Annotated in this window: 11 protein-coding genes; 7 read left to right on the forward strand and 4 right to left on the reverse strand. The window is 41.3% G+C overall.

The features are described from left to right. The first annotated feature begins 361 nt into the window (after window positions 1-361). Window positions 362-1,057 (forward strand): hypothetical protein, encoded by a 696-nt coding sequence (locus tag WAM07_RS09865; RefSeq protein WP_422166457.1) that lies wholly within the window; start codon window positions 362-364, stop codon window positions 1,055-1,057. Between the two features lie 231 nt (window positions 1,058-1,288). Here the strand turns inward: WAM07_RS09865 and WAM07_RS09870 are convergent, their stop codons facing one another. Next, window positions 1,289-2,440 (reverse strand): S1C family serine protease, encoded by a 1,152-nt coding sequence (locus WAM07_RS09870; RefSeq protein ID WP_422166459.1) that lies wholly within the window; start codon window positions 2,438-2,440, stop codon window positions 1,289-1,291. 193 nt (window positions 2,441-2,633) lie between these two features. On the opposite strand from WAM07_RS09870, the gene WAM07_RS09875 reads away from it, so the two are divergent. The 3 genes from WAM07_RS09875 to WAM07_RS09885 all read left to right on the forward strand — a co-directional run bounded on the left by WAM07_RS09875 (window position 2,634) and on the right by WAM07_RS09885 (window position 5,240). After that, window positions 2,634-3,326: a response regulator transcription factor gene (locus tag WAM07_RS09875; protein ID WP_422166461.1), complete on the forward strand. Its 693-nt coding sequence runs from the start codon at window positions 2,634-2,636 to the stop codon at window positions 3,324-3,326. Beyond that, window positions 3,323-4,654: an ATP-binding protein gene (locus tag WAM07_RS09880; RefSeq protein WP_422166463.1), complete on the forward strand. Its 1,332-nt coding sequence runs from the start codon at window positions 3,323-3,325 to the stop codon at window positions 4,652-4,654. Before WAM07_RS09875 ends, WAM07_RS09880 begins: the two co-directional genes overlap by 4 nt. Window positions 4,655-4,718: 64 nt before the next feature. Further along, on the forward strand, window positions 4,719-5,240 hold the full coding sequence (locus tag WAM07_RS09885; RefSeq protein ID WP_422166465.1) for an acyl-CoA thioesterase: 522 nt from the start codon (window positions 4,719-4,721) through the stop codon (window positions 5,238-5,240). A 48-nt stretch (window positions 5,241-5,288) separates the two neighbouring features. Here the strand turns inward: WAM07_RS09885 and WAM07_RS09890 are convergent, their stop codons facing one another. The 3 genes from WAM07_RS09890 to WAM07_RS09900 form a co-directional block, all read right to left on the reverse strand. Beyond that, window positions 5,289-6,008 (reverse strand): ABC transporter ATP-binding protein, encoded by a 720-nt coding sequence (locus tag WAM07_RS09890; protein ID WP_422166467.1) that lies wholly within the window; start codon window positions 6,006-6,008, stop codon window positions 5,289-5,291. Window position 6,009: 1 nt separating this feature from the next. Then, window positions 6,010-7,620 carry an ABC transporter permease gene (locus tag WAM07_RS09895; protein WP_422166474.1) on the reverse strand — a complete coding sequence of 537 codons (1,611 nt, stop codon included), beginning with the start codon at window positions 7,618-7,620 and terminating at the stop codon, window positions 6,010-6,012. Between the two features lie 198 nt (window positions 7,621-7,818). Further along, window positions 7,819-8,943 (reverse strand): Fe(3+) ABC transporter substrate-binding protein, encoded by a 1,125-nt coding sequence (locus WAM07_RS09900; RefSeq protein ID WP_422166469.1) that lies wholly within the window; start codon window positions 8,941-8,943, stop codon window positions 7,819-7,821. Window positions 8,944-9,310: 367 nt separating this feature from the next. On the opposite strand from WAM07_RS09900, the gene WAM07_RS09905 reads away from it, so the two are divergent. The 3 genes from WAM07_RS09905 (at window position 9,311) to WAM07_RS09915 (ending at window position 14,107) form a co-directional block, all read left to right on the forward strand. Beyond that, complete coding sequence (locus WAM07_RS09905; protein WP_422166476.1) at window positions 9,311-10,717, forward strand: alanine/glycine:cation symporter family protein; 1,407 nt, start codon at window positions 9,311-9,313, stop codon at window positions 10,715-10,717. A gap of 140 nt (window positions 10,718-10,857) precedes the next feature. After that, window positions 10,858-12,756 carry an ABC-F family ATP-binding cassette domain-containing protein gene (locus WAM07_RS09910; RefSeq protein WP_422166470.1) on the forward strand — a complete coding sequence of 633 codons (1,899 nt, stop codon included), beginning with the start codon at window positions 10,858-10,860 and terminating at the stop codon, window positions 12,754-12,756. Window positions 12,757-12,859: 103 nt separating this feature from the next. Beyond that, window positions 12,860-14,107 carry an aminopeptidase gene (locus WAM07_RS09915; protein WP_422166472.1) on the forward strand — a complete coding sequence of 416 codons (1,248 nt, stop codon included), beginning with the start codon at window positions 12,860-12,862 and terminating at the stop codon, window positions 14,105-14,107. The last annotated feature ends 202 nt before the right edge of the window (window positions 14,108-14,309 follow it).

Genomic DNA, 14,309 nt, shown 5'->3' on the forward strand with positions numbered 1-14,309 from the left:
GGTGAGATCCCGGCAGGCTTTAGCCTGAGGAGGCTCAGCACAAGGGATGTTCGACTAAGATCGCCACGTCCTGTGGCAACGTCGAACGACCCTGCGTCATGCAGGGCCGGAAAGCGAAATCGTCCCCTGGAGGACCTTTCGCTCAACAAATATCTCGAAATGAAGTCTTCAACAAACGGGAGCTTTTCTGTAACAATCAATATTGAGATATAAACGGGCCTATATTTAAGGAAAGCTGGTCTAAGTTAGTGAAGTGTAGCAATTGTAAATTGTTAGTGTTTTTTAGATGTGGTCCGTATAAATGGTACTAGTTTATGGATATAGTAGAGAGTGAGAATACTAACCTAAAGGGGGTGGAATTGTGGAGAAGCGCAGCATAGATCATAATTCAGAATTCTATAACATTCCTACTAAACCCTTTTCTTCAAACGAAGAAAACGAGGCGATGTCCGCCTCAGGCAGGAAACGTACATTAGATGATTATATAGATGGGTTAAAAAGACAGGAACAGGTGAATCGTGACAAAATCAATGAACTTTCCAGCAGAAATGAACAGCTGCATAGAAAAATTCAAGCCTTAAAGCAAGCAGCACGTACTAATTATATAAACCAGCCAAGGATTCAATATTATTCTGAAACAAAACTCATAGAAAATGAAGGTAAAATTCGGACCAGCGAAGATATGAATACTATCATTCGAAATAGAATATATGAAGCTGGACTTTCACCTTCAATGGCAGGGAGTATTGGATTGATAAGGCCCCTCGAAAGCCTGGGGGTTGAAGATCCTCCCGAATATGAAGGAATATACAGCATCATTGCAGAAGAATCGCAAATCAACGCTGACCGAACAATAATACTAAAAGAAGGAATGTATGCAGCTCTTTATACTAGAAATAGTATTAAAACGTCCTTATATGAAGAATTATTAGAGTATGTGAAAAAGAGAGGGTATCATCCCGAAGGTCCCTTTCTTATCCGTCAGATTGTGGATGCATTCATAACTGCTAATGAGGATGAGCTATTGAGTGAAGTGCGAATTCGTGTAAGGAAATAAGAAGAAGTGTGAAGACAGATAAACCGCTGCCTCGTAGGCTAGTGGTTTTTTTCTGTTACCAGAACAATAAAAAAAAGGGTATCCACGAGCGATCGATGGATACCCTTACAAGAGAGAGGTTTTTATGGTTTTTGAAAATAGTTAGCATGCCTGGTGGTAAGAACGACGACTACCTCAGAAGTGCCGGGCTAAGTCCACTTCCTTCAATTGTCTCCCACCGGATTTATTATCTTATTGGGAAGAAAGTTTAAGATCTACTTTCATAGGTTCTCCGTCTCGGTAAACGGTTAGTTCAACAGTTTCGCCATCTTTTACATCGTTATAAAGGAATTGACGCAGATCCATAAGTGAATCAATCTTATTACCATCAATCTTTGTAATTACATCGTATTGACTTAGGTTTGCTTTCTGAGCAGGAGAGTTCTCAGCAACTGCCTGGATAATAACGCCTTTAGAAACATCAGCAGGCAGGTTTAGCTCTCTCTGCAGAATAGATCCGGGAACCTGGCTGAGATCCTGAAGAGATACACCCATGTAAGGTCGTTTCACTTCACCATTTGTCTCCAGATCTTTAATGACTGGTTTAGCTACGTTCATTGGGATGGAGAAGCCAATACCTTCGACTTCTTCTTTAGCGATTTTCATAGAATTGATACCTATGACTTCACCTTGCAGGTTAACGAGCGCACCGCCGCTGTTCCCCGGATTAATCGCTGCGTCCGTTTGAATAACTTCGGTTTGCCAGTCTGGCTGTTGGTCACCATTAATATCTACTGGGATATTTCTCTCAAGGCCACTGACAATACCTTTCGTTGCAGAACCTGCGAATTCCATGCCAAGCGGGTTACCTATCGCTATGGCTGTTTGTCCGACCTCTACGTCTTCTGCTTTAGCTAAGTCGGCAACCTTTTTGACATATTCGCTATCTATTTGTAAAACGGCAAGGTCTGTTAATGGGTCACTGCCTTTGAGTTCAGCTTCTACCTTTTTACCACCGCTTATGACAACTTCCAGACTGCTAGCCTGTTCTACCACATGGTGGTTAGTTACTACATAAGCTTGATCACCATCTTTTTTATAAATGACCCCAGAACCTGTACCGGCTTTTTGAGTTCCTTGAGGCGTTTCTTTCATTTTGCTGACGCCAACTACTGCTTCCGAAGCCTCGTTAATTGCCTGTGTAGTAGCGCTTTGAGACTCACCCAGGTTCAATTCATCAGCTTGAGCGGTAGGTTTGTCTGTATTAATGTTTATTGAAACGCCTTTCCATTGAAAAACTGTGGTTACTATGAAAACAGCTATAATAGCTCCTAATACACTGAATGCTAATCCTGTACGTTTATAACTACGCTTGGCGTGGTTTTTGTTTTCTTCGTTCATCATTTTATGCAATGACCTCCCTTAAAGGAATAAGTGCTGCTGACTGATTCGTCCTGTGTTTCTTTGTGCAATTCTTATTCTACGACTCATATATGGAATGATTTTGGAGAAAATGTGGAAAAAGTGTGTAAAACGAGAGGAGAGTATAAAAATATGAGATGATAGAGAAAACCTGAACTTTAGGAAGGTGATCCGAGTGAATCAATTCGTTGGATTGGTAGAAGATGATCCAAATATAAGAGATATAGTAGAAGGATACTTAAAAAAAGAGGGACTGAAAGTAACAGCGGTTGAGACAGCAGAGAAAGCGTGGGAAATATTTGAAAGTGAATCGCCTGATTTATGGGTGCTGGATATTATGCTTCCTGGAATGGATGGCTATGAATTCTGTAAAAAAGTAAGAGAGAGCTCCCAGGTCCCGATTATTATCATATCAGCTAAAGATGAAGAGGTAGATAAAATCCTAGGATTAGAACTTGGCGGAGATGATTATTTGACCAAACCTTTCAGTCCTCGGGAGCTTGTGGCAAGAGTAAAGCGTCATTTGAAACGCTGGGAAGTGATGCAGCCAGAGCAGCATTCCAGGGAAGATAGAATTGAAAGCGGAGAACTGCTTCTACATGAGGGAGAACGGAGAGCTTACTTTCAGGATGAAGAAGTAGAGGTAACAACGAAGGAATTCGAAATGCTAAGGATATTAGCGTCTCAAGTAAACCGTGCTTTTTCCAGGGAGGAATTATTAGTGAAGGTATGGGGGGAAGACTACTTTGGCAGTGACCGGGCCGTTGATGATCTTGTTAAGAGATTGCGCAAAAAGATGAAGCAGCTTCCCCTTGAAACCGTATGGGGATATGGCTATAGGCTGCGTGACAAAGGACAGTCCTCATGAAACTTCTTTATCAATTGAATGCAGCATTTACTGCCCTAATTATTATCATCATGTCAATTACAGCTTTTTTTATCTATTCCCTTTTAATGGACATGCTGATCCAGGATGAACAAAGACAGCTTAAAGCGAGAGCAGAACTGTTGATTGATATCATTAACGAAGAAGACGCTTCGAGGAGTCCTCAGTTATCTCAGCTTCTTCAGGATCGAAATTATCCTATCCTATTATTCAACGTGAATGAAAATAATGTATTATTTCGTACGATGCCTTCCGAAATAGCACGTACTTGGATGGACGAATACGAAAGTGAATTGAAAGACCAGGAAGTGTGGGAAAGCGGGGGAGAGAAGTATGTCATCTATGACTTTCCATTATCTGAAGAAAATGATGAAGTTCTAGTGATGGCGACACCACTTAATGATTTGCAGGCCGTACAATCGGTATTCGCTTTTCGAATGGTTGTCGTTTTCTTAATTGGACTGGTTCTTGCTATTGTAGTCAGCTACTTCCTGACACGGAGACTGGTGACACCGCTGACGAAGTTAAAACAAGAAGTCAAAAAAATTGAGAAACGGCAATTCAAGGAGGTGCGTCCTGTAGAAGCTACTGGTGAAATTAAAGAAGTAGAACAAAGTGTTCGTCACATGGCAGAGGAACTGGCCCGCTATATACACTCTCAGAAACAATTCTTTCAAAATGCTTCTCATGAACTGAAAACACCGCTTATGTCCATTCAAGGCTATGCGGAAGGGATCCGTGATGGTGTGTTCGAAGGAGAAGCAGCCGAAAAAGGGTTGAATGTGATGGTCAGTGAGACGGATAGGTTGAAAAAAATAGTAAATGAAATGATTCTGCTCGCCAAATTGGACAGCAGTGAGGATGTATATCATCCTGAGCGCACCGAGATTATCGAACTTGTCCATCAGGCTAAGGACAGGCTCTTGCCGTTAGCTCAGGAAAAAGGGGTGGAAATTGAGGTGGACACCAATGATTTATTTTACTCTAATGTAGATCAGGAGAGGGTACTGCAAGCCTTTATAAATATATTAAGTAATGCTGTCCGCCATGCTCAAAATAAGATTCAAATTCATACGTTCAGAGATGAAAAAGGTCTTAGAGTCCACGTCAGTGATGATGGAGAAGGAATTCCTGAGGATCTCCTGCCTCAATTATTTGAACGTTTCATTAAAGGAAAAGAAGGGGAAACAGGATTGGGTCTGGCTATTTCAAGAGCCATTATTGAACGAAGCGGTGGAAAAATTCGAGCCGCTAACAACCCGGACAGTCCTGGGGCATTATTCGAAATTCATTTACCCCCTGAAGGTTGATTTTAGACGTTCATGGTATACTATCATCAGAGAACGATTCCATAGAAAAGGAGAGACGAAGCTAATGGACGCAAAACCATGTATAGATTCACTTACTGTGAAAAGTTCACACGTACTTCCCCCTGACACAAATAGTCACGGAACTTTATTCGGAGGGAGGCTAATGGCTTACATTGATGATGTAGCTGCTATTGCTGCGGTACGCCACTGCAGGAAGCCGGTTGTAACAGCTTCAACAGATTCGGTTGACTTTCTGCAGCCGGTTCAGGAAGGAGACACGATTTGTGTAGAGGCATTTGTGACCTACACTCATAACACCTCCATGGAAGTGTTTGTCAAAGCGACTACTGAAAATTTACTATCAGCCGACCGCAAAGTCTGTACCACCGCTTTTCTATCGATGGTTGCGGTAGATGACAACAACCAGCCTTCCACTGTACCAGGTGTCTATCCAGAAACAGAAGAAGAACAGTGGCTGCATGACGGAGCGAAGAGACGTCATGAATACCGTAAAGAAAGACGGAAAGAATCCAAAGAGCTTGCGGAGAAATTCGGAACTAAGTTGCCTTGGAAACGGAAGAGATAAGAAAAAAACGCTGCCGTGTGGAACGGCAGCGTTTTTGTATGGAAGGGTCTAGGTGATATTAACGAACTCTTTCTGATTGGCTTTTTGATCGTAACGTGTTGTACAAATGGAGTTCCAGTCGTGGGCTGCTCCATCTCTCATCGTTATAATGCGATCTGCTATAGCTCTTGAATCTTCACGATCATGGGTTACGAAAATGGAAGTGATCCCTGTCTTCTTAATAATTTCTTTCAATTCATTGCGGATCTTAATTTGTAAATCCGCGTCCAAGTTGCTGAAAGGTTCATCCAGAAGCAGTAAGGAAGGTTTAGGAGCAAGTGCTCGCGCCAGAGCAATTCGCTGCTGCTGACCACCGCTTAATTCATGCGGATATCGCTTTGCGTAGCTTTCCATATTAACGAGCTCAAGAACCTCCTGAACTCGGTTTTTCTTAGCTTTCCGCCCAAACCCTTTCAGTCCAAACTGAATATTTTCGCTCACATTCATATGAGGAAAGAGAGCATAGTCCTGAAATACCATACCAATGCCGCGCTTTTCAGGTAATATGAAACGGCGATCGTCAGTCATCACTTGATCATTGATTTCAATTTTTCCGCAGCTTGGGGTCTCCAGTCCGCAAAGTAATCGCAGTATTGTACTTTTACCGCTGCCGCTCTCTCCAAGAATCGAGATTATTTCACCTTGTTCAATTGTTAAATTGAAATTTTGTATGGTGTTATTTTTTGAATTTCCATAGCTAAAGCAAAGGTCTTCGATTTGGATAAACATATCAATTTGGCTCCTTTTCTATTACTTGATGGAAAATATAGATGGCAATCCCGCTAATAAGAACGATAATAATTGAGGCGAGCGAAGCTTCATGGATTTGTTCATCGCTTGCGTATTGAAAGGCTTTAGTAGATAAGGTATCAAAGTTAAATGGTCTTAAAATCAGAGTTAAAGGAAGTTCCTTTAATATTTCAATAAAAGCAAGAATAAATCCGCTGATTAGAGGACCTTTAACCATACGAAGGTCTACTTTAAAGAAGGTTTTGGTTAAATTCATTCCGAGCATACGGGAAGCTTCCGTAAATTTGTTGCCGATTTTATCAAAGCCAGACTCCATCGAGTTATATCCAATGGCCAGAAAGCGAATCACATATGCTGAAACCAACATGAACAAGCTAGTACTTAAGAATAAGGTAGGTTCCATACCAATAGATTCGTAGAAACTAAACAGCAAGTTATCAATCTGGATGAAAACGGTGCTTATCCCAACGGCGATGACTGCACCTGGAATTGAATATCCTAGTATGGTAACCCGTGCGGCTGACTTAGAAAGGATACTCTGGTGCATTCGTGAAAAGTTCGCTATGATCACAGCAAATATGATTATGGCAGTGGCTCCTGTAAAGGAAACGAGCAGCGAGTTCCAAATAAGCTGCATAAACTGTGGAGAGGCAATTTTATCAAATGTTAAGAACATCCAATCGACTAACTGAATAAACGGAATCAAAAACCCGAGTAAAAATATGATCAGACTGTAACTGAAAGCGGACCATGCTTTAGCTCCTTTGAGCTTTATTGGAGTCAGCGGCCTCACTTTAGCTTGAGAATAACTGTACTTCTTACGGCCTCTTAGAACTTTTTCCAGAATGAGAATACCAAACACAATAAACATGAGCGTGGCAGATAGTTTAATAGCTGAGTTCAAGTCGTTCATTCCAAACCACGTCTGGAAAATCGCCGTACTGAAAGTAGGAATTCCAAAGTATTGCACAACACCGTAATCATTCAGTACTTCCAAAAGGACAAGACTTACGCCTCCAACAATTGCACTTCGTGAGATCGGAAGAACAACACGGAAAAAAATTTCCCAGGGATTCCTCCCAAGCAGCCGGGCATTCTCAACTAGAGAAGCTGATTGATTCATTAAAAATCCTCTTGTGATCGTGTAAACATAAGGAAACAGAAAGAGGGTAAAGATAAAAACGGCTCCTGGAAGAGTTAATATATCAAAGTAGGATTGGTTAACCTCCCATCCTAATTGATTTCGAAGATTTGACTGGATGACTCCCGTATAATTCAGAATGCCATTATACGTGTATCCCGCGATATAGGGCGGGATAGCTAAAGGGAGAATAAGACCCCATTTAAAGAATTTTTTCATGGGAAAATCATAAGCTGAGACAAGCCAGGCTAAGCTCGTTCCAATTAAAATCGTGAGAACTCCTGTAAATATGATTAGCAAACTTGTATTTTTAAGCAGGTCTGGAAGAATAAACTCCTGAATGTGAGCCCAGTTATCGGCTTCTTGAGTGAAAAAGTTAATTAGAATAGTTAGGTTTGGAAGCAAGATGAGTATGACAATGATCAAGCTAAACAGAGACCAGATGTTCATATACCCAGGCAGCTTACGGAACAGCTTCAATCGGGACACGTCCTTTAGGGCATGGTTGAGTTCAATCCTCAATCCACCAGGCAGCCTTGTGTCTAGTGGATTCAAGAGTGAACACCTATAAAGATGATAACAGTTCTCAATTGTTTTGTATATATACCAAGTGCCGTACTCTTAGAGTACGGCACTTGCGCATTGGTATTACTTCCAGCCTACTTCGTTCATAATTTTAACTGCTTTATCGTTGTTTTCACCCAGTTTAGAAAGATTAATGTCCTGCTCTTTAAATTCTCCCCAGCTCTTAAGAAGCTCAGATGGTTCTACATCTGGGTTCACAGGGTATTCATAGTTAGCTTCTGCGAATTGTTTCTGCGCTTCTTCTGTCGTCAGAAATTCCATGAATTTCTGCGCATTATCTTTATTTTTACTGCTGGCCGTCATCCCGATTCCACTGATATTAACGTGAGTACCTGTTGAATCCTGGTTAGGGAAGATAACGCCAAGTTGTTCTCCAACTTTCACTTCTTCTGGATCCTCAGATTTCAGAAGTTTTCCAAGGTAATAAGTGTTCATAACTGCTACGTCACCTTCGCCTGCTGCAACAGCTTTAGCTTGATCACGGTCACCGCCTTTTGGTTCACGTGCCATGTTATCAACGATTCCCTGTGCCCATTCTTTAGCTTTCTCTTCTCCTTCTAGAGCAATCATAGAAGCAAGAAGAGACTGATTATAAATGTTAGAAGAAGAGCGAATCAGCACTTTATCCTGGAATTGATCTTTTGTAAGATCCATGTAAGTTTGAATATCTTCCTCGTTTACACGCTCTTTATGATACGCAATAACTCTCGCTCTTTTTGTAAGTCCGAACCATTGACCTTCCTGATCCCGAAGTTTCTCAGGAATATTCTCGTTTAAAACATCACTGTTGACCTCTTGAAGGAGATCCTGAGATTTTGCTCTATATAAACGTCCTGCATCAGCAGTCATTAACAAGTCAGCTTCAGAAGCCTTTCCTTCACGATCAAGACGAGCAATCAGTTCATCATCGTCGCCTTTAATTACATTAACTTTAATACCAGTTTGTTCTGTAAATGTATCATATAGCTCCTGATCAGTTTCATAGTGACGGCCCGTATATAAATTGACTTCGCCGCCTGCTTCTGATTCTTGAGAAGCGTTCTCTTCAGAGGAACCTTCATCAGAAGAGCTCTCTTCAGTATCTTCATTTTCATTGGAAGAGCCTTCATCGTTACTGCTGCCGCATGCAGCTAAAGCAAAGATGGATACAATCAGCATAATGCTTACTAAAAACCATTTGTTTTTCAATTCCTTCACCTCATATGTATATGTTTTTCCTTATTGAAAATGATTTTCAATCCCATTTACTATTGTAATGAAAATAATTCTCAAGTCAATAGAAAGATTAAAACTACGGTGCTTATTCTTAACTGTAAACTCTCCAACTTCCTTTTTCCAAATCTGCTTCCTTTTATGAAAGATCACGTTTTTATATTTGTAAAAATATTTCATTTGAGTCTAACTTGTTTTATTGGTAGGTTAATAAAGGTGTTTTAATTAGAAAGCGGTTTAATTCTGCATTGTATTGGGAAATGTCCCATAATTGGCAATTATTTGAATAAAATATGGAGGTGGAGAAAGCGTGGGTGCATTACTTGAAACCTTAAATACTTACATGTGGGGTTACATACTTGTGGCTACCCTGCTAGGTTGTGGGTTATGGTTTTCGATCAAACTTAATTTTGTGCAGTTCCGCTACATTCCTGAAATGATTAAGGTTCTGTTCGACAAGCGTTCAATTTCGGCAGAAGGGAAAAAAGGTACATCCCCATTCCAGGCATTTGCTATTAGTACGGCTTCCAGGGTGGGAACAGGTAACTTAGCTGGTGTAGCTGCTGCAATCACGGTTGGTGGACCAGGAGCTGTGTTTTGGATGTGGCTTGTTGCGATACTCGGAGGAGCGTCCGCCTTTATTGAGAGTACATTGGCGCAAATTTATAAGGTTCCTGATAAAGATCAGTATCGGGGCGGTCCGGCTTATTATATGGAAAAAGGGCTGAAGAACCGTAAGCTGGGTATTCTATTTGCAGTTACGATTACATTTACTTATGGTCTGGTATTTAGTTCCGTTCAGTCGAATACGATTCGTCTTGCTTTTGAAAACTCATTTAATATTCAAAAATGGGTAATGGGCGGAATTTTAACTTTAATTGTGGCCTTAATTATTTTCGGAGGCTTAAAACGCATTGCACAGGTTACTCAGTACATTATTCCGATTATGGCAATCTTCTATATCATTCTTGCTGCTTACGTGCTTTTCATTAATCTTGGTCAAGTCCCGAATATGGTTGGTCAAATTTTTCAAGGAGCCTTCGGGTTTAGAGAGGTAGCCGGCGGTACTTTCGGCGGTATGATTTTAATAGGTATTAAGCGCGGTCTGTTTTCTAACGAAGCTGGGATGGGGAGTGCCCCTAACGCCGCCGCTACATCAGAAGTGACGCACCCAGTTAAACAGGGATTAATTCAGACGCTTGGGGTATTTACAGATACTTTACTTATCTGTAGTGCTACTGCCGTTATTATTCTCTTTGCAGGTGATTATGTAGGTACTGACCTTGATGGCATACAGCTCACTCAGTCGGCATTTGAATCTGAGTTAGGGACATGGGCTTCGATCTTTATTGCGATCGCTATATTCTTATTTGCTTTCAGTTCTATCATTGGAAATTACTATTATGGTGAAACAAATATTGAGTTCATTAAATCCAGTTCATCCAATATTTTCATTTATCGTATCGCTGTACTGTTTATGGTAATGTTTGGCGCGGTTGCAGAATTTGCTCTTGTCTGGTCACTTGCAGATTTAACAATGGGGATTATGGCTTTAATTAACCTTTACGCCATTTTCCGATTATCCTCCGTGGCCTACGATGCACTAAAGGATTACAGGAAGCAGCGTAAGGCAGGGAACGATCCGGTCTTCTATCAGGATCATCTTCCAGGTGTTGAAGGAATGGAGTATTGGAGACGGGACCAGCCAATTGAAGCAGAGGAAACGGAAAGACAAGCTCAACAAAGGTAAGGATTGCCCCAGGACTTTTAAAGTCCTGGGGCTTTTAGGTCCGTACAAGGAAGACCGCTTCACATATGAGCTTCACTCAGCACTCAGCTAAGCTCATGTGATATGATGGGAAAAGATTCGTGTGAAAAAGGATGAGCGTGATGAGTATTTTATCAATTGATCATATGAGCAAAAGTTTCGGAGATAAGGATTTATTTGAGGATATATCTTTTACTATAACCAATCAGCAGCGAATTGGGCTTATTGGAGTAAATGGAACAGGCAAATCTACTTTGCTGAAAATTTTAGCCAAACTGGAAACAGCGGACAGTGGGCAAATCGATCATGCTAAAGACTTTACGGTTGAATATTTACCTCAAGAGCCGGACCTGGTAGAGGATAAAACTGTGTTGGAACAAATCTATTACGGTGATTCAGACATAATGAGAGTGATGAGAAAGTATGAGAAGGTGATGCTTGAACTTTCTGAAAGTCCTGAAGACCCGGATGTTCAGCAGCGAATGTTGGACCTTCAGCAAAAAATGGAGGAGAAGAATGCTTGGGAAGCCAATACCGTGGCTAAGACTGTTCTCTCAAAGCTTGGTATCGAGTCGTACCAGAAACAGGTAAAAGACTTATCCGGCGGCCAGAAAAAGCGGGTAGCTATCGCAAAAGCACTAATCCAGCCTGCCGATTTGCTGCTGCTGGATGAACCGACCAACCATTTAGACAATGAAACTATTGAATGGATGGAGGAATACTTGGCCTCTTATAAAGGCGCGTTGATGGTCATTACTCACGATAGATATTTCTTGAATCGAGTAACCAACTTAATTTATGAACTGGATAAAGGGAGTTTGTATATTTATGAAGGAAACTACGAAACTTTCTTAGAGAAAAAAGCAGAACGTGAAGAGTGGGAACGCCAGGCTGAACAAAAGCACCGCAATACACTAAAAAGAGAATTAGCCTGGCTGAAAAGTGGTGTGAAAGCCCGTACGACTAAACAGAAGGCTAGAAAACAGCGTGTGGAAGCAATGAAGGATGAGACGTTTGATACGCAGAAAGAGCAAGTGGACATGGCCATCGGTTCGACAAGACTGGGAAATCAAGTCATTGAATTAGATGATGTATCCCTGGCCTTTGGGTCCCATCAAATTGTAGAGAACTTTAACTATCTCGTCGTACCAGGTGAGCGATTAGGGATTATAGGAGCTAATGGTTCTGGAAAAACGACACTTTTAAATATTATGGCAGAAAAACTTAAGCCGGATGCTGGCGAGGTAAAGATTGGTTCAACTGTTAAGATTGGGTATTATACTCAAGACCACGAGGAACTGGACGAATCCCTTAAAGTTATCGAATATATTAAAGAAGTGGCTGAGGTAATTACTACGGCTGATGGTGACGAAGTTTCTGCGGAGCAGATGCTCGAGCGCTTTTTATTCCCGAGACCTCAGCAATGGACGTATATTAAACGCCTATCAGGTGGAGAGCGCCGCAGGCTTTACCTACTTCGCGTACTCATGAGTGAACCAAATGTACTGTTTTTAGATGAGCCTACGAACGACTTAGATACAGAAACGCTTAGTGTACTGGAAGATTATCTGGACCAATTTCCGGGGGTCGTTATTACGGTTTCTCACGACCGCTACTTCCTCGACCGGACGATTGACAAGATCGTTGCATTTGAAGGGGAAAAAATCCGGCGTTTTTATGGAAACTACTCAGAATATTTAGAGCAGCGCCGCAAAGAAGCGAAGGAAGAGGATAGTAAAAGAAAAAATGTGTCTGCCCAGGAGGCAACCAGAAGATCAAACAGAAAACGTAAACTCACCTATCGTGAAAAACAAGAATGGGAAACCATTGAAGATGAAATTGCCACTTTAGAAACTCAACTTGAAGAAGTGGAAGAAGAAATTTCAACTGCGGCGAGTGATTTCGACAAAGTACAAAAGCTGTATAAAAAGCAAGAAGAATTGGAAAACAACTTAGAAGTAAAGATGGAGCGTTGGGAAGAACTTTCATTAATTGTGGAAGAAATCGAAAAGGATGGATAATACTAAGAGACCCGGACAGTACCGGGTCTCTTATTGTGACATAGGATTGTAAATATGGAATAATGAATACGGATACAATTATTCGATAGGGAGGAAGTACAAGATGAGAATGCCAAGTCAAGATAAACTGGAAAAATATGCAGAACTGGCTTTAAGAACAGGAGTCAATTTACAAGAGCAACAAAAATTAATGATTAACTCTACCATCGAAGGTGCTGAATTTACTCGTATTGTTGCAAGGAAAGCTTTTGAAATGGGAGCTGAGGATGTACATATTAATTGGAGTGACGATGAACTCACTCGTATGAAGTATGAATATGCGTCGCAAGAGACATTATCCGAAGTTCCAGAATGGCAGCAGCAAAAGTTCACCTATTTTGCTGAACAAGGGGCTGCAATCCTTTCTATCCGTTCTACTGACCCTGACCTACTAAAAGGTATCGATGCAGGGAAGGTGGCAGCAGCTAATAAGGCAAGGTCAGAAGCCATGTCTACATTCAGAAATTACACGATGAATGACCGCCTCCAGTGGTCAATTGTAAGTATTCCTATTCCGGCTTGGGCCCAAAAGATTTTCCCGGGAGAAAGCGAAGAAACGGCTCAGGATAAACTGTGGGAGCAGATTTTCAGCATTGTCCGCGTCGACCAGAAAGATCCGATAGCTGCGTGGGAAGAACACAATGAAACATTGATTAAAGCCCGAGAATATTTGAATAAAAAACAATACAGCAAGCTGGTTTATAAGGCGCCTGGCACTGATTTAGAGGTAGCTCTTCCAAAAGGACACATTTGGAAAGGCGGTCCTGCAACAACAGAGAAGGAAAATATTCAGTTCAATCCAAATATGCCGACAGAGGAAGTTTTCACCGCTCCTCATAAATACGGAGTAGATGGTAAAGTAACATGTACGAAGCCTTTGAACTACGGAGGAAACGTAATCGATGGTTTTACTCTTACTTTTAAAGAGGGGAAAGTGACTGACTTTTCTGCTGAAGAAGGAGAAGAGACATTAAAGCATTTGCTTGATACGGATGAGGGTTCTCGTCGTCTGGGAGAATTGGCACTTGTACCTCATGAGTCACCCATTTCTCAGTCTGGATTAATATTCTACAATACTTTGTATGATGAAAATGCTTCCTGTCACTTAGCACTAGGAAAAGCCTATCCGAACAATATGACAGGCGGCTCTGATATGAGTGAAGAGGAACTTGATCAAAACGGTATTAACCATAGTTTGTCTCATGTTGATTTTATGATGGGGTCCGACAAACTGGATATTGATGGAATTTTGGAAGACGGAAGTAAAGAAGCTGTGATGCGTCAAGGCAGCTGGGCTATTTCCTTCGAATAAAAAGAAGCAGAGAAGACGACCGGTAAAATAACCAGGTCGTCTTCTTTTTTTAACTACTTAAACAATGGTCTTATTAGTAACATTTTTTTACAAAAAAGCTCCCGGTAGTTGAAGGCTTGATTTCGAGATATTGGGTTATGAGGAAGGTCCTCCGGGGGACGATTTCGCTTTCCGCGGCCCTGCACGACGCAGGGTCGTTCGA

Source organism: Halobacillus sp. (genome assembly GCF_049282395.1).
Classification (GTDB): Bacteria; Bacillota; Bacilli; order Bacillales; family Halobacillaceae; genus Halobacillus.